This window comes from Calidifontibacillus oryziterrae (genome assembly GCF_000331575.1).
In the GTDB taxonomy this organism is placed as follows: domain Bacteria; phylum Bacillota; class Bacilli; order Bacillales; family Bacillaceae_J; genus Calidifontibacillus_A; species Calidifontibacillus_A oryziterrae.
In genome coordinates this window covers 242,802-262,211 of record NZ_ANOK01000005.1, presented here as the reverse complement: position 1 = coordinate 262,211, position 19,410 = coordinate 242,802, and the positions used below count along the sequence as shown (strand labels likewise).

The following is a 19,410-nucleotide window of genomic DNA, read 5'->3' as shown; positions in this document are numbered from 1 at the left end:
CCCCTGTGAGAGTAGGACGTTGCCAGGCGAAGCGAAAGAGTAGTGGAAATAACCACTACTCTTTTTGTATAGGAAATTATAATATCATTACACCAAGGTGCCAGGGCGGTATCCATAGCGGTATCCACAGTGGTGTCCATAGAGGGTGCCACCTAGGAGCCTGACCCCGGTAAAAAATGGATGAATGGCTTTTTATATTTTTATTCAAAATCTAATTGACAATGAATCTCAATACCAGTAAGATGATAATGAGATTCATTATCATAATAATTTATTGTTTTAAATATATATAGGATAGGTTTAAACAACTGGGATATGAAAGTTAGGGGTTAATATGAAGAAACGTTACTTAGTAATTGCATTAGTCATATTATCAATTACATCGCTATTTATTGGTGCAAAGGACTTATCGGTATTTGATTTATTTCGTTTAAGTGAAGAACAGTATCAAATTTTGTTTGTGAGTAGGTTTCCGCGGTTAATGAGTATCATAATTGCAGGAATTAGTATGAGTATTTGTGGGCTTATTATGCAGCAGCTAACACGAAATAAATTCGTTTCGCCGACGACAGCAGGTACTGAGGATTCAGCGCGATTAGGTATTTTAGTATCTCTTATAATTTTCACTTCGGCTAGTCCACTTGAAAAAATGCTTGTAGCGTTTGTTTTTTCCTTAGCTGGAACTTTTATATTTATGAAGATACTAGACAAGATCAAGTTTAAAGATGCAATCTTTATTCCGTTAGTAGGATTAATGTTTGGTAGTATTGTAGGCTCCATTACAACATTTTTTGCTTATAAAAATAATATTGTTCAAAATATGTCCTCTTGGCTTCAAGGTAATTTTTCCTTAATGATCCAAGGACGGTATGAATTACTATACATTAGTATTCCGCTAGTAATTATTGCTTATTTATATGCAAATAAGTTTACGATTGCTGGAATGGGCGAAGAGTTTTCGATCAATCTAGGTCTTAATCATAAACAAATCGTAAATATTGGGTTGGTCATTGTTGCGCTTGTCACTTCGGTAGTAACAATAACTGTTGGGATTATCCCGTTTTTAGGATTAATTATTCCAAACATCGTTACGATTTATCAGGGGGATAATTTGAAAAAGAATCTCCCTCATACAGCACTTCTAGGAGCAGCATTTGTATTAATTTGCGACATTTTAGGTCGGATTATTATTTATCCTTATGAGATAGCCATAGGTGTGATGGTAGGTGTAATCGGCAGTGGAATCTTTCTTTATTTGTTGTTAAGGAGAAACGCCTATGAGTAGCAGCAAAAAATTAATTGTTTTAGGAATAATTTCAATCATTTTAGTATTGTTGTTTTTATTTATTGACCTTGGTAGTAACTGGGATTACGTTCTTCCGCGAAGAGCGAAGAAGGTTCTCGCGATCATACTTACTGGTTCAGTCATTGCTTTTTCAACAATGGTATTTCAAACGATTACAAATAATAGAATTTTAACCCCTAGTTTAATCGGGCTAGATTCTCTTTATATGCTTATCCAAACCTTAATCATATTTGTATTTGGCTCAACTAGTCTAACTGCTGCTGATAAAAATATAAACTTTATGATTTCAGTAGTACTAATGATTTTATTTGCTAGTATTTTGTTCAAACTACTGTTTAAAAGAGAAGGACAAAATATTTACTTCTTATTATTGGTAGGATTAATATTCGGGACTTTTTTCGAGAGTATTTCATCATTTATGCAAGTACTTATTGATCCTAATGAATTTTTAATTGTTCAAGACCGAATGTTTGCAAGCTTTAATAATGTGAATACGGATTTATTAATCATAGCATTTATAACAGTTTTATTTGTTGCAATGTATAGCTATAAATTTACGAAGTATTTAGACGTACTTTCACTTGGAAAGGAGCAAGCCGTAAACTTAGGGATTGATTACGATTATGTTGTACAAAGGTTACTAATAGTTGTTGCAATTCTTGTAGCGATATCAACGGCGCTTGTTGGCCCGATTATTTTCCTAGGTTTGTTAGTAGCTAATGTTGCTCATGAATTTATGAAAACACATCAACACAATTATTTGATATTAGGTTCAATTTTAATTAGTATCATTGCCTTAGTTGGAGGCCAGCTAATCGTAGAAAGGGTATTTACGTTTGCAACAACATTAAGTGTCATTATTAATTTTATTGGTGGAGTGTACTTTATATATCTTCTATTAAAGGGGAGTAAAGCATGGTAGAGGTTAGAGAAGTATCAAAAAGGTATGGAAATAAATTTGTTGTTGAAGATGTTTCTGTAAAAATTCCAAAAGGGAAAATAACATCATTTATTGGACCAAATGGAGCTGGGAAAAGCACATTGCTCTCGATGGTCAGCCGGTTGATTAAGAAGGACCAAGGGAAAATATCAATAGAAGGCAAAGATATTGGCCAATGGGAAAGTAAGGAGCTAGCGAAGAAAATATCAATCCTTAAACAATCCAATAATATTAATATCCGCTTAACGGTAAAAGACTTAGTTAGCTTCGGCCGATTTCCGTATTCACAAGGCAGACTTACAAGAGAAGATTGGAAACATGTTGATGAAGCAATCGACTATATGGAACTAAAAGATATGCAGGATAAATATCTTGATCAGTTGAGTGGTGGGCAAAGACAGCGAGCGTATATTGCAATGGTTATTGCGCAAAACACAGATTATATTCTTTTAGATGAGCCGCTAAATAACCTAGATATGAAGCACTCAGTTCAAATTATGAAAGTATTAAGAAGATTAGTGGATGAACTTGGAAAAACCGTTGTTATTGTAATACACGATATTAACTTTGCATCTTGTTATTCGGATTATATTGTTGCATTAAAAAACGGAAAAATAATTAAAGAAGGGCCTACTCATGAAATCATTAACGAAAAGGCTTTAAAAGAAATATACGATATGGATATGTGTATAAAAGATATTAATTGTAATAAAATTTGTGTTTATTTTTCATAAAAAACAATTTGGTAAAAAACTTAAAAAAATACAAAAAATATAATGAGGTGAAGAGGATGAAAAAAAATACACTAATAATGATACTCGTATTAGCTTTAACTATGATAATGGCTGCTTGTGGTACAAAAAACAACGAAGATGCAGCTGCTAACAATGGTGTATCATCAGAAGCATCAACAGAAGCTTCACAATTAACTTTTACACATAAGCTAGGCGAAACAACCGTATCGAAAAATCCTGAAAGGGTCGTTGTATTTGATTTTGGAATTTTAGATTCATTGGATAAAATGGGTGTGGAAGTAACAGGAGTACCAAAGGCTAATATACCTTCTTACTTATCAAAATATAATGACGAAAAATATGAAAATGTAGGAGGACTAAAAGAACCTGATTTTGAGAAAATCAGTGAACTTGACCCAGATTTAATTATTGTTTCGACAAGACAAGTGGATATGTATGAGGAATTGAATGAAATTGCTCCAACACTATATTTTGAAATTGATTATGCAAACTATATGAAATCATTCACGGAAAACATGAATATTCTTGGTCAAATTTATGGTAAAGAAGACATTGTTAATGCAGAAATTTCAAAAATAAGTGAAATGGTTCAACCGGTGCATGATAAAACCACTGATACAGGGGGAAGTGCGTTAGTAATCCTAGCAAACGCAGGAAATATTAGTGCTTATGGTCCTGGATCAAGATTCGGTGTTATACATGACGTTTTAGGATTTAAGCCAGCAGATGAAAATATCGAAGTATCGACTCATGGACAAAATGTTTCGTTTGAATATATTCTCGAGAAAAACCCCGATTATCTTTTTGTAGTGGATCGTGATGCAGCGATTGGAACAGAATCATCAGCAAAGCAAACGATTGAAAATGAATTAGTGAAACAAACAAACGCCTATAAAAATGGAAAGATCATTTATTTAGACCCGAATTACTGGTATTTATCAGGTGGAGGACTGATTTCAGTATCAGAAATGATTAAAAGCATCGAGGTTTCCGTTGAATAAATAGTATAAGGTGGCTGATCCAAATTGAATTGGATCAGTCTTTTTTTTATCCTAGTAAACTCGCGATTCAGATTAAGAAGATAAGAGAATATCAAATAAATAAGTTTTTACATTATTGAATTAAACATTTATTTAAAACGCTGATTACATCACAGTTAGTAATTCTTATTCATCAATTTTTTTAATAGATATCCGTTGCTTCTTCTGATTGTCTGGAATAAGGCGATATAGATGAATGATAAGGATACCGTTATGGTAGGCTGCGTCTATACGGTCCTCTTTTACAGCAAAAGGTAGATCTATTTTCCTTTCAAAGAAACCGTTAAAAAGTTCATCTTGAACTAATCTGAAGCCTTTATAACGAAGATTTACATTCCCTTTCAGTTCTATAGATTGATAGTCAACATAAACATCAACATTATTGATATCATCCAAGCCTGGAATACTAGCAAGTAGTAATATTTCATTTTCTGTTTGATACAAGTTGACTAAGGGGAAATGCTTATATTTAAAAAAGCCTTCAAAGTTAGATAAAAACTCATCCCCAAAAAACGTATCAAGGCTTTTTTGCCAATCTTGCCAGTTCTTAAAAGGATCCATGGTACACCACCCTTTTTATATTTGACATAGACTAATTTGATGTGTCAATAAGCTAGGATATCGAACTAGAGTTTCGAACAACCTATAACTAAATTTGTTATTAGTATATGATATGGCTAAGAATGGGTGTATGTCTTTTTTATTTCAATTATTTAGAGAAATAAGTGATAAAATAAAGGGTAAATCCGCCGTATTTTAGAATTTGAACACAGAAATTCATTAGTGTAGAATAAGGAAATATCAAAATTGAAAAAGGTGGTGACCACTGTAAAGTGTTAGAGAATTCATTTGTTATGGTTACAATAATTCTTATTATTAATATTGTGTATGTATCATTTTTTACCATTCGAATGATTTTAACATTAAAGGGTCAGCGTTATGCAGCAGCAATGATAAGCACAGTTGAAGTTGTAATTTATGTCGTAGGTTTAGGACTTGTATTAGATAATCTAAATCAAATCCAAAATTTAATTGCATATGCGATAGGATATGGTTTAGGGGTTTTAGCGGGGATGAAAATAGAAGAAAAGTTAGCCCTCGGTTACATTACCGTGAATGTAATTACGAAGGAATGGGACAAGCCCTTCACAAAGCTTCTAAGAGAAAAGGGTTATGGTGTTACGAGCTGGATGGCGTATGGAATGGAAGGAGATCGGTTAGCTATGCAGATTTTAACTCCAAGAAAATCAGAATCCGCTCTCTATAAGCATATAAAAGAAATTGATCCAAAGGCATTCATTATTGCTTTTGAGCCAAAAACAATTTACGGTGGTTTTTGGGTGAAATCAGTGAAAAAAGGAAGATTGAAACATGAGCAACAAACCGAAAAAGAAAAAATTTGAAGTCCAACAAAATGAAACGATTGTGGACTGTTTAAAAAGAATGGAACTTGAGGGGTATCGACCAATAAGAAGAGTGGAGGAACCGATTTTCATTGAAGTAAAGGAAGGAAATAAAATTAGTCAACGTATTCATAGTCAAAAAATTATTTTTGAAGGTGTGCAAAAGTAAAAACCGAACATTGGATTCATGTAAAAATAAAATTGTTCGATATTTATTGACATATTTATAGATTGCTTGTTAAGATGAAGTAGAAAAAATGAAATAGCCAACAATTGCCTCATATATCATTGGGAATATGGCCCAAAAGTTTCTACCTGATTACCGTAAATGATCAGACTATGGGGAAGGTAATATACCATCAGTGACTTGACCAACATAAGGAAACGGCTCGTTTTTTCTTTGTACTGATTTGGATATCCTAGCGACTATCAGTAAGAGAGAAAATGAATTTTCGCCATTTGAGCGAAAGTTGTGTCTTTCTTATGTTCATCATGTCCAGGTTAGATTGCTTTCTCCGTAAAGAAAGTTTCTATCCTGGGCTTTTTTTATCGGAATAACCAATACACATTTTACCTAATACATCAGGTTAAGTGGTTATTCGAAGCATTTAATTAAAGTTCATTATATATAGGAGGATTACCATGGAAAAGCCTTTAGTCGGGGTTATTATGGGAAGCACATCTGATTGGACCACGATGGAACATGCGTGTCAAATATTAGAAGAGTGTCACATTCCGTTCGAAAAGAAGGTCGTATCAGCACATCGTACCCCAGATTTAATGTTTGAGTATGCAGAGACAGCCAAACAGCGAGGAATTAAAGTGATTATTGCAGGTGCAGGTGGTGCGGCTCATCTACCAGGTATGGTTGCGGCAAAGACAACTTTACCTGTTATTGGTGTGCCTGTTCAATCGAAAGCACTTAATGGATTAGATTCATTACTTTCAATTGTACAAATGCCAGGTGGCGTACCAGTAGCAACTGTAGCAATAGGGAAAGCCGGTGCTACAAATGCTGGGCTTATGGCGGCGCAAATTCTCGGTACTCAATACCCTGAAATTGATGAACGATTAGTTAATAGACGAGAAAAAACTCGACAAGACGTTATTGAAAGTAGTGATCAGCTTGGGAAATAAAAGAATTCTACCAGGACAAACAATCGGCATCATTGGTGGTGGACAGTTAGGGAGAATGATGGCAATTGCTGCAAAGGAAATGGGCTATCGTATTGCGGTTATGGAGCCAACTATCGATTCCCCATGTGCTCAAGTTGCAGATATTGAAATTAATGCTCCTTACGATGATTTATCTGCTGCAAAAAAATTAGCTGAAGTGAGTGATGTGATCACTTATGAATTTGAAAATGTGGACCACGACGTTTTAAGCTGGCTTGAGAAAAATGCTTATTTACCGCAAGGAAGCGAACTTATTAAAATTACGCAGGATCGCGCTAACGAGAAAAAAGCTATAACCGTTAGTGGTGGAGACGTTGCCCCGTATTTCCTCGTTAACAATATTGAAGATTTACATAAAGGCCTTAAAGAAATCGGCACACCGTCTGTATTAAAAACATGTAGGGGCGGCTATGACGGAAAGGGTCAAGTCGTTATAAAAGAGAAAAAAAATATTGATGATGCGCAAAAACTCCTCAACTATGGATCATGTGTACTAGAAAAATGGATCCCTTTTCAAATGGAGTTATCGGTTATTGTGACAAGAAGTGTATCTGGAGAGGTTCGAACATTTCCAGTAGCAGAAAATATTCATGTCAATAATATTTTGTCACAAACGATTGTTCCAGCAAGAATTGATGATGAGATAGCGTGTAAGGCAACTCAGGAAGCTATTAAGCTAGCTAACTCTATAAATATGATTGGTACCCTTGCAGTAGAAATGTTTCTAACAATAGATAATGAAATATTTATAAATGAATTAGCTCCAAGACCACACAATTCTGGGCATTATACGATTAATGCATGTGAAACTTGTCAATTTGAACAACATGTTCGTGCTATTTGTGGTTGGCCATTAGGAGAAACAAATTTATTAAAACCAGTTGTGATGGCTAATATATTAGGTGAGCATGTAGAACCTGTGTTAGCAAATATTGACCAATTTTCTGATTGTAAGTTGCACTTATATGGAAAGGCAGAAGCAAAATTAGCTCGGAAAATGGGTCATTTAAATATTTTAGCAAATACTGTTGATGAAGCTTTGCAAAAATATAAGAAACTAAAGATTTGGAACTGACTGGGGGACTATATTGATGATTGAACGTTACACACGTCCTGAAATGAAAGCAATTTGGACAGAGGAAAATAAGTATAAAGCATGGCTTGAGGTTGAAATATTGGCATGTGAAGCATGGGCTGAACTTGGTGAAATTCCGAAAGAGGATGTAAAGAAGCTCCGTGAAAATGCATCATTTAACATTGATCGCATTAATGAAATTGAGTTAGATACTCGCCATGATGTAGTTGCATTTACACGTGCTGTATCAGAGACACTTGGTGAAGAAAGAAAATGGGTTCACTATGGATTAACTTCAACGGACGTTGTTGACACTGCTTTATCTTATTTAGTGAAACAGGCAAATGAAATTCTCTTAAAAGATATTGAAAGCTTTATAAACGTCCTGAAGGATAAAGCACGGGAGCACAAGTATACTGTTATGATGGGACGAACTCATGGTGTCCATGCTGAACCAACGACATTTGGCTTGAAGCTAGCGCTGTGGCATGAAGAAATGAAGCGAAACCTTGAGCGATTTAAACAGGCTGCAGATGGAATTCGAGTTGGCAAGATTTCTGGTGCTGTTGGTACGTATGCAAACATTGATCCTTTCGTTGAACAATATGTTTGTGAAAATCTTGGTCTTCAAGCTGCCCCGATTTCAACACAAACATTACAGCGTGATCGTCATGCCGATTATATGGGGGCACTTGCTCTTATCGCAACATCAATTGAGAAATTTGCAGTAGAAATTCGTGGCTTACAAAAAAGCGAAACACGTGAGGTTGAAGAGTTTTTTGCAAAGGGTCAAAAAGGATCTTCGGCAATGCCACATAAACGAAATCCAATAGGTTCTGAGAACATGGCAGGACTTGCTCGTGTGATTCGTGGTTATATGATGACGGCCTATGAAAATGTTCCTCTGTGGCATGAACGAGATATCTCTCATTCTTCTGCAGAACGTGTAATATTACCAGATGCTACAATTGCACTTAACTATATGCTAAATCGATTTACAAATATTGTGAAAAACTTAACGGTGTTCCCTGAAAATATGAAGCGCAATATGGAAAGGACTTTTGGCCTAATTTATTCGCAACGCGTACTGTTAGCGCTAATAGAAAAAGGAATGTCAAGAGAAGCTGCTTATGACCTTGTTCAACCAAAAACGGCTGAAGCTTGGGATAACCAAATTCAGTTTAGACCTTTAATTGAAGCGGAAGAGCAAATCACTAGTAGATTAACTCCTGAAGAAATTGCCGATTGCTTTGATTATAACTATCATCTGAAAAATGTTGATTTAATATTTGAACGTCTAGGTCTATAAAGATGGGGTACTTATGTACCTCTCTATACAATTCATTCATAATGTTCAGGATACGGGGGAACCGAAAATGGAAAAAGGAAGGCTTTTATACGAGGGCAAAGCGAAAAGAATATATGAAACAATTGATAAAAATATTGTGCTAATTGAGTTTAAAGATGATGCTACTGCTTTTAACGGTGTAAAAAAAGACTCTATTAGTGGAAAAGGCCGTTTAAACAACGCAATTACAACAATTTTATATGAAAAGCTGGGGCAAGATGGAATACCCACCCATTTTGTAGAAAAACTTTCTGAAACAGAGCAGATCGTTCAAAAAGTGAAGATTATTCCACTAGAAGTTGTGTTACGCAATGTTGTCGCAGGAGGTCTAGCGAAGAGACTAGGTATCGAAGAAGGAGTTGCCTTAAAAAATACAATAATTGAATTCTATTACAAAGATGATAAATTAGGCGATCCATTATTAAACAATGACCATATCCAAGCATTAGATTTGGCTACAGATGAACAATTAGCCACTATTAAAGAAATGGCACTTAAGATCAATGCTATTCTTCTTCAATTTTTCCTAGACAGAAAAATTAAATTAATAGATTTTAAGCTTGAATTTGGAGTAACCGAGACTGGTGAAGTTATTTTGGCTGATGAGATTTCACCTGATAATTGCAGGCTTTGGGACGAGGATACAAATCAAAAATTTGATAAAGATGTATTTCGTCGGGACTTAGGTAATTTAACAGATGCATATGAAGAAATATTAAAACGTTTAGGGGGCGAGTAATTATGTTTAAAGTAAAGGTGTATGTAACATTAAGAGAAAGTGTATTAGATCCACAAGGAGTAGCGGTGAAAAATTCACTGCATAGCATGTCTTATAACGATGTAACAGATGTAAGAATTGGTAAATATTTAGAATTAACACTTGCTGATGGAACTGAAAATGTTGAAGAAAAAGTAAAAGAAATGTGTGATCGTTTACTTTCAAATCCTGTTATTGAAAACTACCGTTACGAAATTGAGGAGGTTGTCGCTCAGTGAAGTATGCAGTTGTAGTATTCCCGGGTTCCAATTGTGATATTGATATGTATCATGCGATTAAGGATGAGCTAGGGGAAGAAGTGGAATATGTGTGGCATACACAATCAGATTTAAGCGGATTTGATGCAATCCTTCTCCCAGGTGGGTTTTCTTACGGTGACTATCTTCGTTGTGGAGCAATCGCTCGTTTCTCGAACATTATGGAAGCTGTTATCCAAGCTGCTGAAGCGGGTAAACCTGTATTAGGAGTGTGTAATGGATTTCAAGTTCTATTAGAATCTGGACTTCTTCCAGGAGCAATGAAGCGTAACAAAAATCTGAAATTTATGTGTCGCCCTGTAGACCTTGAAGTTGTTAATAACAATACGATGTTTACAAGTGAATATTCACAAGGAGATATAATTTCTATTCCAATCGCTCATGGTGAAGGAAACTATGAGTGTGATGAAGCAACGCTGAAACAGTTAGAAGAAAACAATCAAATCGTCTTCCGCTATCATGGTGAAAATCCAAATGGATCGAAAGCAGATATCGCTGGAATTATGAATGATAAAGGAAATGTATTAGGCATGATGCCTCATCCAGAGCGTGCTGTAAGCGAATTGTTAGGTAGCGCAGATGGATTAAAACTATTTCAATCGATTTTAAGAAATTGGAGGGAAGCACATGTCGTTACTTCTTGAGCCAACAGCACAACAAATTAAAAACGAAGCCATTTATCGTGAAATGGGATTAAGTGATGAAGAATTCGCATTAGTAGAAAATATTCTTGGGCGCCTACCGAACTATACAGAACTAGGGTTATTTTCGGTCATGTGGTCAGAGCATTGTAGTTATAAAAATTCAAAACCAGTGTTAAGAAAATTCCCAACTAGTGGTGAAAGAGTACTACAAGGTCCGGGTGAAGGTGCTGGTATCGTAGATATTGGTGATAATCAAGCGGTCGTTTTTAAAATTGAAAGTCACAATCACCCATCAGCTATTGAGCCATACCAAGGGGCAGCGACAGGTGTAGGTGGTATTATTCGTGATGTATTCTCAATGGGTGCTCGCCCAATTGCAATGTTAAACTCGCTTCGTTTTGGGGAGTTAACAACGCCGCGCGTAAAATATTTATTTGATGAAGTGGTACATGGTATTGCGGGTTATGGAAACTGTATTGGGATTCCGACAGTAGGTGGAGAGGTTCAGTTTGATCCTTCTTATGATGGCAATCCCCTTGTTAATGCAATGTGTGTCGGCTTAATTAATCATGAAGATATTAAAAAGGGTCAGGCTAAAGGTGTTGGCAATACCGTCATTTATGTAGGTGCAGCAACTGGGCGCGATGGAATCCACGGTGCAACATTTGCATCAGAGGAATTAAATGAAGCGTCAGAAGCAAAACGCCCAGCTGTTCAAGTTGGTGATCCATTTATGGAAAAACTTCTGCTTGAAGCGTGCTTGGAAATTGTTAAAAATGACGCACTAGTTGGTATTCAAGATATGGGTGCTGCTGGTTTAACATCTTCATCAAGTGAGATGGCAAGTAAAGCGGGTTCTGGTATTGAAATGAATCTTGATCTAGTTCCACAACGCGAGACAGGAATGACAGCGTACGAAATGATGTTATCCGAGTCACAAGAACGGATGCTTTTAGTTGTGGAAAAAGGACGCGAACAAGAAATTATTGATATATGCGAAAAGTATGGACTTGAAGCAGTTGCAATCGGAAAGGTAACAGATGATAAGATGCTACGTCTTCTTCATAAAGGGGAGGTAGTGGCTGATGTTCCCGTTGATGCTTTAGCGGAGGATGCTCCTGTCTATCATAAGCCATCGAAAGAGCCAGCTTACTATCAGGAGTTCCAATCTCTCGCTCCATATATACCAGTTGTAAAGGATTATAAAGAAACGTTATTGCAATTATTAAGCCAGCCTACAATTGCAAGTAAAGAATATGTATATGATCAATATGACTATATGGTTCGTACAAATACAGTAGTGGCACCAGGATCGGATGCTGCCGTATTAAGAGTGCGCGGAACTAGAAAAGCATTAGCAATGACGACGGATTGTAATTCTCGCTATATATATCTTGATCCGGAGGTAGGGGGCAAAATCGCAGTAAGTGAAGCAGCTCGTAACATTGTTTGTTCCGGTGGTGAGCCGTTAGCAATTACTGATTGCTTAAACTATGGTAATCCAGAGAAACCAGAAATATTCTGGCAGCTTGAAAAATCTACTGATGGAATGAGTGCCGCTTGTGAAGCTTTAAGTGCACCAGTAATCGGTGGGAATGTTTCGTTATACAATGAGACGAACGGCGTAGCCGTTTATCCAACACCAGTTGTTGGAATGGTTGGACTTATAGAAGATGTTGACCATATTACAACGCAATATTTTAAACAAGCAGGCGACCTCATTTATGTATTAGGTGATACGAAGCCTGAATTTGGTGGAAGTGAGCTCCAAAAGCTGCTCGAGGGACGCATTTTTGGTAAAGCACCACAAATAGATCTAGAAATTGAAGTAAATCGTCAGCAACAATTATTAACAGCAATTAAATCAGGTCTTGTTCAATCTGCACATGATGTTGCGGAAGGAGGCTTAGCTGTAGCGCTCGCCGAATGTTTGATGGATAACGAAACATTAGGTGCCGATGTTCAACTAAGCGGTGACGCAGTTTCAGCCTTATTTAGTGAATCACAATCGCGGTTTATCGTTTCTGTAAAGAAAGATAATAAAGAACAATTTGAAACAATTGTAAATGCTAGTTTGGTTGGTGAAGTCACAGAAGCTGGTAATCTTACAATCTCAGACGACTCAAACAAAGAATTGTTATCTATTCAAACAAGCATCATGAAGGATGCCTGGAAAGGAGCAATCCCATGCTTGCTGAAATAAAAGGGTTAAATGAAGAATGTGGCGTGTTTGGGGTGTGGGGGCATTCTGACGCAGCACACTTGACTTATTATGGCTTGCATAGTCTTCAACATCGCGGTCAAGAAGGTTCAGGTATTGTTGTAACAGATGGAGAAACTCTAAAAATTTCCAAAGGATTAGGTTTGGTAACTGAGGTTTTTGGTCTGGGTGAACTTGAGAGCTTAAAAGGTAATGCTGCTATCGGTCATGTTCGCTATTCGACAGCTGGTGATAAAGGATATGAAAATGTACAGCCACTTTTGTTCAATTCACAATCTGGCAGTTTAGCATTAGCCCATAACGGCAATCTTGTCAATGCAATTGCATTAAGACGGCAATTAGAATTTCAAGGTTCAATTTTTCAAACGTCGTCAGATACAGAAGTGCTTGCTCATTTAATTAGACGCGGCGGATTTCTTAATATTGAGGAGCAAGTGAAAAACTCTTTACCAATGTTAAAAGGTGCATATGCCTATATCATTTTGACAGAAAATAAACTAATTGCGGCACTTGATCCGAATGGTTTCCGGCCATTATCAATTGGACGTCTTGATGGTGCCTATGTGATTGCATCTGAGACTTGTGCTTTTGATGTAATTGGTGCTACGTATGAACGTGATGTACTTCCAGGTGAAATGATTATTATCGATGATACAGGTATGCGTTCTGAGCGTTTTACTGTAAATGTCAATCGCTCGATTTGCAGTATGGAATATATATATTTTGCTCGACCTGACAGTAATGTTGATAGTGTGAATGTTCATAGTGCACGTAAAAGATTAGGGAAAAAGCTTGCTGAGGAAGCAGCGGTTGAAGCCGATGTTGTAACAGGGGTACCAGATTCAAGTATTTCGGCAGCAATTGGCTATGCTGAAGCAACAGGTATTCCGTATGAATTAGGATTATTAAAAAATCGTTATGTTGGTCGAACATTTATCCAACCATCTCAAGAAATGCGTGAACGTGGAGTGAAGATGAAGCTTTCACCAGTACGAGGGGTAGTTGAGGGTAAGCGGGTTGTCATGGTAGATGATTCAATCGTGCGTGGCACAACGAGTAGAAGAATTGTAAAATTATTGCGTGACGCAGGAGCAACAGAGGTTCATGTGCGCATTAGTTCGCCACCAATTGAAAATCCTTGTTTTTATGGAATCGATACATCTTCACGAGAAGAGTTAATCGCAGCTTCGATGACAATTGAAGAGATTCGTCAAGAAATTGGTGCAGATTCACTTGCTTTTATTTCAACAGATGGATTACTAGAAGCAATTGGAAGAAACAGTAATGAGGAAAATTGTGGACAATGCTTAGCTTGTTTTACAGGAAAATATCCTACTGAAATTTATCCTGAAAAAAGCGGGAAATCCCAAACAATTGTTAGTGGCAATTAATGCTGCTATGTCCCCTACTTCAATGTGCAAGTAGGGGAACTATATTGTAATAAAGCATAAGAAGAGGAGATTAACAAATGTCAAATGCTTATAAGAATGCCGGAGTTGATATTGAAGCAGGCTATGAGTCAGTTAATCGAATGAAGAAACATGTTCAAAGAACAATTCGTCCAGAAGTAATGGGCGGTTTAGGCGGCTTTGGCGGTATGTTTGATCTTTCCAAAATGAATGTAAAAGAGCCGGTCTTAATATCTGGGACAGATGGTGTTGGTACTAAGCTAATGCTTGCATTTATGATGGATAAGCACGATACAATAGGAATTGATTGTGTCGCTATGTGTGTCAATGATATTGTCGTCCAAGGTGCAGAGCCAATTTATTTCTTAGATTATATTGCTTGCGGAAAAGCTGTTCCTGAACGAATTGAAATGATTGTGAAAGGCGTCGCGACAGGGTGTGAGCAGGCAGGGTGTTCGCTAGTTGGGGGAGAAACAGCGGAAATGCCGGGGATGTACGATATAAATGAATATGATTTAGCTGGTTTTGCAGTCGGGGTAGCTGAGAAGTCTAAATTAATAACTGGAGAGCGGATTGAAGCGGGAGATGTTCTAATTGGCCTATCCTCAAGCGGTATTCATAGTAATGGTTATTCATTAGTCCGCAAAGTATTGTTAGCAGATGGTGGTCTTGACTTGTCAAAACAATACGAGGGCTTATCACGCCCACTTGGTGAAGAGCTACTTGAACCAACAAAAATATATGTCAAACCATTGTTAGAAACGATGAAGCAATTTGACTTAAAAGGATTAGCTCATATTACAGGTGGCGGTTTTATTGAAAATATTCCAAGGATGCTACCGGAAGGAATTGGAGTAGAAATTGAAAATGGTTCATGGCCGATTCTACCAATCTTTGAGTTTATTGAAAATGTTGGAAAGCTAAATCGTAATGAGCTTTTTAATGTGTTTAATATGGGCATTGGTATGGTTGTTGTTGTAAGTGGTAGTGATGCAGCAGCAGTTATTGAAAAACTACATGCTTGCGGAGAAAAAGCGTATGTGATTGGACGTACTGTTAAAGGTGAAGGAGTATCATTTACTGGAGGGAAGCTGTAATGAAAAAAATCGCAGTTTTTGCTTCAGGGTCAGGTACGAATTTTCAAGCAATTATCGATGCGACAAAGGAAGGGAAGCTAGACTGTGAGATAAGCTTACTAGTTTGTGATCAGCCTGGGGCTAAATGTATTGAACGCGCTGAACAATCAAGTATCCCTGCACTAGTCCTATCACCAAAGGAATTTACAAGTAAGGCAGAGTATGAGGCTAGAATATTACAAGAATTAGAAGAGAAACAAGTTGAATTTATTGCATTAGCAGGATACATGCGGTTAATAGGGAAAACGTTGTTGTCATCTTTTGAAGGGAAAATAGTTAATATTCATCCTTCGCTCTTGCCGTCGTTCCCGGGTAAAGATGCAATTGGACAAGCATTTGATGCGAAGGTGAAGGTAACTGGGGTTACGATTCATTATGTTGACGAAGGTATGGACACAGGACCAATCATTGCCCAAGAGGCCGTGAAAATAGATGAGATGGATACGCGTTACGACCTTCAGAAAAAAATTCAAAAGGTTGAACACCAATTATATGTAAACACATTATCGAATCTATTTCAGTAGGCTAGACGAAAAACACCAGTTAATTAAAAAAATCAAGATGGTTAGTTAGCTCTACGGCCTAGCTTACCATTCCATTTTTTGTAAAGGAGTTAGATTGATTATGGCAATAAAGCGTGCATTAGTTAGTGTATCGGATAAGCAAGGAATTGTCCCGTTTGTAAAAGGGCTTGTAGAACAGGGTGTTGAAGTAATTTCAACAGGTGGAACATTTAAAACATTACAAGACAATGGCATTCAAGTAATCGGTATTTCTGAGGTTACAGGATTTCCAGAAATTATGGATGGCCGTGTAAAAACATTACATCCTAATATTCATGGTGCTTTGCTTGCAGTTCGTGGTAATGAAGAGCATGAAAAAGCACTTTCAGATCATCAAATTACACCAATTGATTTAGTTGTTGTTAACCTTTATCCGTTCCAAGCAACAATTGCAAAACCAGATGTTACATATGCAGAAGCAATTGAAAACATCGATATTGGGGGTCCAACAATGCTTCGTTCAGCTGCGAAAAACCATGCGGATGTTGCAGTTGTTGTTGATCCAGCAGATTATGATGACGTGCTAGCACAAGTACAAGCTAGTGGAGACGTTTCAATTGAAACGAAGCGCAAATTAGCAGCAAAGGTATTCCGCCATACAGCAGCTTATGATGCAGTAATTGGTGAATACTTAACTGCGCAAACTGGTGAAGACTATCCAGAGTCATTAACAGTGACTTATACGAAGGTTCAAGGTTTACGCTATGGAGAAAATCCTCATCAAACAGCAGCGTTCTACAAAAAACCATTAAGTTCAAACAGTTCAATTGCTGCTGCAACTCAATTACAAGGTAAAGAGTTATCCTATAACAATATTAATGATGGCGATGCTGCTCTACAAATTGCGAAAGAATTTACGGAGCCAGCGGTTGTTGCTGTTAAACATATGAACCCTTGTGGTGTTGGAGTAGGCACAACGATTGAAGAGGCATATGATAAAGCGTATGAATCAGATCCAGTCTCAATTTTTGGCGGAATTATTTGTGCAAATCGTGAAATCGATGGTGCGACTGCATTAAAAATGAAGGAAATCTTCTTAGAAATTATTATTGCTCCTTCATTTAGTGCGGAGGCTGTTGAAATTTTATCAGCTAAGAAAAATTTACGTTTGTTAACACTACCTATTGAAAAAGCAGCAAAAGTTGAAAAGAAATTAACGACGATTCATGGTGGTTTACTCGTTCAAGACGAAGATTCATTTGGCTTAGACGAAGCAACAATCACAATTCCAACAAAGCGCCAACCTACAGAGCAAGAATGGAAAGACTTGAAAGTAGCTTGGAAGGTTGTTAAGCATGTGAAATCAAATGCGATTGTACTTGCGAAGGATGATATGACAATCGGTGTGGGTGCCGGACAAATGAATCGTGTTGGTTCTGCAAAAATTGCAATCGAGCAAGCAGGTGAAAAAGCGAAGGGTTCAGCATTAGGATCAGATGCATTTTTCCCTATGCCAGACACAGTAGAAGAAGCAGCAAAAGCAGGCATTACAGCAATCATCCAACCAGGCGGTTCAATTCGTGATGAAGATTCAATCAAAAAATGCGATGAATACGGAATCGCTATGGTATTTACAGGGGTTCGCCATTTTAAACATTAAAAGTATAATAAGGCTTACTGATCAAATTTCGTGAGTAATAAAGCGATATTAGTAAGTAATGGTGCAATTTGTGAGTAAAGAGCTGAAATTTGTGAGTAAAGTACTCTAATTCGTGAATAAAACGCAAAATCTCTAGAATAAATTGCCGATTTTGTGATTGAATAGCCAAAATGAGCGAGTAAATTCATCGTTTCAAGGAGAGTGAACTGTAATGAAGGTTCTTGTAATTGGGCGTGGGGGACGTGAGCACGCTTTGGCATGGAAATTTGCCCAAAGTTCACAAGTAGAACAAGTATATGTTTCACCTGGTAATGATGGAATGACAGATGTAGCACAGTTGGTCCCTATTAATGAAAGTGAACATGATGAGCTTGTACAATTTGTAAAGGATAAAGGCATTGAGCTTACATTTGTTGGTCCAGAAGCACCATTATCAGAGGGTATAGTCAACCGTTTTGAAGAAGAGGGTTTGCGAGTATTCGGTCCACGGAAAGAAGCAGCAATCATTGAAGGTAGCAAATCATTTACGAAGGACTTATTGAAAAAATACAATATTCCAACAGGTAAATATGAAACCTTTACTGAATATGAAGCTGCAAAAGCCTACCTCGAAGCACAAGGTGCGCCAATTGTTATTAAAGCTGACGGTTTAGCTGCTGGGAAAGGCGTCGTCGTTGCGATGACACTTGAAGATGCGTTAGCTGCCATTGATGAAATGATGAAGGGTGCGAAATTCGGAGAGGCTAGCAGCAAAGTTGTCATTGAAGAATTCCTTGATGGTGAAGAGTTTTCATTTATGGCATTTGTAAAAGGGAATAAAGTATATCCTATGGTCATCTCTCAAGATCATAAACGTGCTTATGATGGCGACCAAGGACCAAACACAGGTGGTATGGGCGCTTATTCCCCAGTTCCACAAATACCGCAAGAAGTTTTAGATGAAGCGGTTAAAACCATTTTAAAGCCAACTGCAGACGCGATGATTGCTGAAAATCGCTCCTTTACGGGAATATTATATGCGGGACTCATATTAACGGTGGATGGGCCTAAGGTGATTGAATTTAACGCACGCTTTGGTGACCCGGAAACACAGGTAGTTTTACCTCGCTTAGAAAATGATCTTGCACAACTTATTAATGATATATTAGATGATAAGCCCGTACAGTTAAGGTGGACTAACGATGCAGTTTTAGGTGTTGTCATTGCTTCAAAGGGCTATCCAAACGATTATGAAAAGGGCCACGTCATAAATGGCTTGGATGAAATGACAAATGATGTTTTCATTTTTCATGCCGGTACAAAAAAGTCAGATGCAGGATTTGTTACGAACGGTGGTCGTGTCCTACTTGTAGCAACTAGAAGTAACAATTTAGCGGAAGCGCAAAAACAGTTATATAAACAATTAGAAATGCTCCATTCCGATGGAATATTTTATCGAAAAGATATTGGCTATCGTGCTATCGCACATGCTTCTTTATAAAAAATCATAAAAAGTTTAAGTTTAACAAGCCACAGTCGCTTTATTCTGTGGCTTGTTTTTTTTATTATTCTGTAGGAAATTATAAAATTTGATCCTGTGGATAAATACTATAGCAAAGAGTGTAGTCGTCCAGCTCCAGCACCCGCGACTAGTAAACTTCGCTCATCTCTTTTGCGATAAGTCAACATCGACTCATCCCTCGTCGTGTTTCCTTTATCTCAGTCGATGCGCTCTTATTTTTACGTCGCTAAGCAGGGCGCTTGCGAATTTGTTCCTCAG

19 protein-coding genes and 1 riboswitch are annotated in these 19,410 nt (G+C 37.2%); of the genes, 18 read left to right on the top strand and 1 reads right to left on the bottom strand.

All coding sequences use genetic code 11. The features are described from left to right. Positions 1–334 precede the first annotated feature (334 nt). The 4 genes from D612_RS0105715 to D612_RS0105700 are packed head-to-tail and all read left to right on the top strand — an operon-like array spanning position 335 to position 4,002. Positions 335–1,285: an ABC transporter permease gene (locus D612_RS0105715; RefSeq protein ID WP_017754536.1), complete on the top strand. Its 951-nt coding sequence runs from the start codon at positions 335–337 to the stop codon at positions 1,283–1,285. Further along, a complete protein-coding gene (locus D612_RS0105710) occupies positions 1,278–2,228 on the top strand; it encodes an iron chelate uptake ABC transporter family permease subunit (protein WP_017754535.1) in 951 nt (316 codons plus the stop codon). The genes D612_RS0105715 and D612_RS0105710 overlap by 8 nt, the downstream gene beginning before the upstream one ends. Beyond that, complete coding sequence (locus D612_RS0105705; RefSeq protein WP_017754534.1) at positions 2,222–2,980, top strand: iron ABC transporter ATP-binding protein; 759 nt, start codon at positions 2,222–2,224, stop codon at positions 2,978–2,980. The genes D612_RS0105710 and D612_RS0105705 overlap by 7 nt, the downstream gene beginning before the upstream one ends. Before the next feature lie 56 nt (positions 2,981–3,036). Continuing rightward, complete coding sequence (locus D612_RS0105700) at positions 3,037–4,002, top strand: siderophore ABC transporter substrate-binding protein (RefSeq protein WP_017754533.1); 966 nt, start codon at positions 3,037–3,039, stop codon at positions 4,000–4,002. Positions 4,003–4,167: 165 nt separating this feature from the next. Here the strand turns inward: D612_RS0105700 and D612_RS0105695 are convergent, their stop codons facing one another. Beyond that, positions 4,168–4,602 carry an Hsp20/alpha crystallin family protein gene (locus D612_RS0105695; RefSeq protein ID WP_017754532.1) on the bottom strand — a complete coding sequence of 145 codons (435 nt, stop codon included), beginning with the start codon at positions 4,600–4,602 and terminating at the stop codon, positions 4,168–4,170. Positions 4,603–4,874: 272 nt separating this feature from the next. Between D612_RS0105695 and D612_RS0105690 the strand changes: the two genes are divergently transcribed. The 14 genes from D612_RS0105690 to purD all read left to right on the top strand — a co-directional run bounded on the left by D612_RS0105690 (position 4,875) and on the right by purD (position 19,131). Then, entirely contained in the window at positions 4,875–5,444 is a 570-nt protein-coding gene (locus D612_RS0105690) for a DUF2179 domain-containing protein (RefSeq protein ID WP_017754531.1), read from the top strand. Beyond that, on the top strand, positions 5,413–5,613 hold the full coding sequence (locus D612_RS0105685) for an NETI motif-containing protein (protein WP_017754530.1): 201 nt from the start codon (positions 5,413–5,415) through the stop codon (positions 5,611–5,613). Before D612_RS0105690 ends, D612_RS0105685 begins: the two co-directional genes overlap by 32 nt. A gap of 89 nt (positions 5,614–5,702) precedes the next feature. Continuing rightward, positions 5,703–5,804: riboswitch (purine riboswitch) on the top strand. 282 nt (positions 5,805–6,086) lie between these two features. Continuing rightward, positions 6,087–6,581, top strand: a complete 495-nt coding sequence (gene purE / locus D612_RS0105680; protein ID WP_017754529.1) for a 5-(carboxyamino)imidazole ribonucleotide mutase — start codon at positions 6,087–6,089, stop codon at positions 6,579–6,581. Continuing rightward, on the top strand, positions 6,571–7,695 hold the full coding sequence (gene purK, locus D612_RS0105675) for a 5-(carboxyamino)imidazole ribonucleotide synthase (RefSeq protein WP_017754528.1): 1,125 nt from the start codon (positions 6,571–6,573) through the stop codon (positions 7,693–7,695). Before purE ends, purK begins: the two co-directional genes overlap by 11 nt. 16 nt (positions 7,696–7,711) lie before the next feature. Continuing rightward, on the top strand, positions 7,712–9,004 hold the full coding sequence (purB, locus tag D612_RS0105670; protein ID WP_017754527.1) for an adenylosuccinate lyase: 1,293 nt from the start codon (positions 7,712–7,714) through the stop codon (positions 9,002–9,004). Between the two features lie 67 nt (positions 9,005–9,071). Continuing rightward, positions 9,072–9,782, top strand: coding sequence for a phosphoribosylaminoimidazolesuccinocarboxamide synthase (gene purC / locus D612_RS0105665; protein ID WP_017754526.1), 711 nt, complete (start codon positions 9,072–9,074; stop codon positions 9,780–9,782). 2 nt (positions 9,783–9,784) lie between these two features. Then, positions 9,785–10,039 (top strand): phosphoribosylformylglycinamidine synthase subunit PurS, encoded by a 255-nt coding sequence (purS, locus tag D612_RS0105660; RefSeq protein WP_017754525.1) that lies wholly within the window; start codon positions 9,785–9,787, stop codon positions 10,037–10,039. Next, on the top strand, positions 10,036–10,722 hold the full coding sequence (gene purQ, locus D612_RS0105655) for a phosphoribosylformylglycinamidine synthase subunit PurQ (protein WP_017754524.1): 687 nt from the start codon (positions 10,036–10,038) through the stop codon (positions 10,720–10,722). The genes purS and purQ overlap by 4 nt, the downstream gene beginning before the upstream one ends. Next, positions 10,706–12,925: a phosphoribosylformylglycinamidine synthase subunit PurL gene (gene purL, locus D612_RS0105650; RefSeq protein ID WP_017754523.1), complete on the top strand. Its 2,220-nt coding sequence runs from the start codon at positions 10,706–10,708 to the stop codon at positions 12,923–12,925. Before purQ ends, purL begins: the two co-directional genes overlap by 17 nt. Next, positions 12,910–14,334 (top strand): amidophosphoribosyltransferase, encoded by a 1,425-nt coding sequence (purF, locus tag D612_RS0105645; protein ID WP_017754522.1) that lies wholly within the window; start codon positions 12,910–12,912, stop codon positions 14,332–14,334. Before purL ends, purF begins: the two co-directional genes overlap by 16 nt. Before the next feature lie 77 nt (positions 14,335–14,411). Beyond that, positions 14,412–15,449: a phosphoribosylformylglycinamidine cyclo-ligase gene (gene purM / locus D612_RS0105640; RefSeq protein WP_017754521.1), complete on the top strand. Its 1,038-nt coding sequence runs from the start codon at positions 14,412–14,414 to the stop codon at positions 15,447–15,449. Then, complete coding sequence (gene purN, locus D612_RS0105635) at positions 15,449–16,012, top strand: phosphoribosylglycinamide formyltransferase (protein ID WP_017754520.1); 564 nt, start codon at positions 15,449–15,451, stop codon at positions 16,010–16,012. The genes purM and purN overlap by 1 nt, the downstream gene beginning before the upstream one ends. Before the next feature lie 100 nt (positions 16,013–16,112). Beyond that, positions 16,113–17,651, top strand: coding sequence for a bifunctional phosphoribosylaminoimidazolecarboxamide formyltransferase/IMP cyclohydrolase (purH, locus tag D612_RS0105630; RefSeq protein ID WP_017754519.1), 1,539 nt, complete (start codon positions 16,113–16,115; stop codon positions 17,649–17,651). A 211-nt stretch (positions 17,652–17,862) separates the two neighbouring features. Continuing rightward, positions 17,863–19,131 (top strand): phosphoribosylamine--glycine ligase, encoded by a 1,269-nt coding sequence (gene purD / locus D612_RS0105625; RefSeq protein ID WP_017754518.1) that lies wholly within the window; start codon positions 17,863–17,865, stop codon positions 19,129–19,131. Positions 19,132–19,410: the final 279 nt, after the last annotated feature.

Excerpts from the sequence above, each read along its gene's own strand:
- D612_RS0105715 (WP_017754536.1), top strand. The coding sequence starts at position 335 with ATGAAGAAACGTTACTTAGTAATTGCATTAGTCATATTATCAATTACA.
- D612_RS0105710 (WP_017754535.1), top strand. The coding sequence starts at position 1,278 with ATGAGTAGCAGCAAAAAATTAATTGTTTTAGGAATAATTTCAATCATT.
- D612_RS0105705 (WP_017754534.1), top strand. The coding sequence starts at position 2,222 with ATGGTAGAGGTTAGAGAAGTATCAAAAAGGTATGGAAATAAATTTGTT.
- D612_RS0105700 (WP_017754533.1), top strand. The coding sequence starts at position 3,037 with ATGAAAAAAAATACACTAATAATGATACTCGTATTAGCTTTAACTATG.
- D612_RS0105695 (WP_017754532.1), bottom strand. The coding sequence starts at position 4,602 with ATGGATCCTTTTAAGAACTGGCAAGATTGGCAAAAAAGCCTTGATACG.
- D612_RS0105685 (WP_017754530.1), top strand. The coding sequence starts at position 5,413 with ATGAGCAACAAACCGAAAAAGAAAAAATTTGAAGTCCAACAAAATGAA.
- purE (WP_017754529.1), top strand. The coding sequence starts at position 6,087 with ATGGAAAAGCCTTTAGTCGGGGTTATTATGGGAAGCACATCTGATTGG.
- purB (WP_017754527.1), top strand. The coding sequence starts at position 7,712 with ATGATTGAACGTTACACACGTCCTGAAATGAAAGCAATTTGGACAGAG.
- purC (WP_017754526.1), top strand. The coding sequence starts at position 9,072 with ATGGAAAAAGGAAGGCTTTTATACGAGGGCAAAGCGAAAAGAATATAT.
- purS (WP_017754525.1), top strand. The coding sequence starts at position 9,785 with ATGTTTAAAGTAAAGGTGTATGTAACATTAAGAGAAAGTGTATTAGAT.
- purL (WP_017754523.1), top strand. The coding sequence starts at position 10,706 with ATGTCGTTACTTCTTGAGCCAACAGCACAACAAATTAAAAACGAAGCC.
- purF (WP_017754522.1), top strand. The coding sequence starts at position 12,910 with ATGCTTGCTGAAATAAAAGGGTTAAATGAAGAATGTGGCGTGTTTGGG.
- purM (WP_017754521.1), top strand. The coding sequence starts at position 14,412 with ATGTCAAATGCTTATAAGAATGCCGGAGTTGATATTGAAGCAGGCTAT.
- purN (WP_017754520.1), top strand. The coding sequence starts at position 15,449 with ATGAAAAAAATCGCAGTTTTTGCTTCAGGGTCAGGTACGAATTTTCAA.
- purH (WP_017754519.1), top strand. The coding sequence starts at position 16,113 with ATGGCAATAAAGCGTGCATTAGTTAGTGTATCGGATAAGCAAGGAATT.
- purD (WP_017754518.1), top strand. The coding sequence starts at position 17,863 with ATGAAGGTTCTTGTAATTGGGCGTGGGGGACGTGAGCACGCTTTGGCA.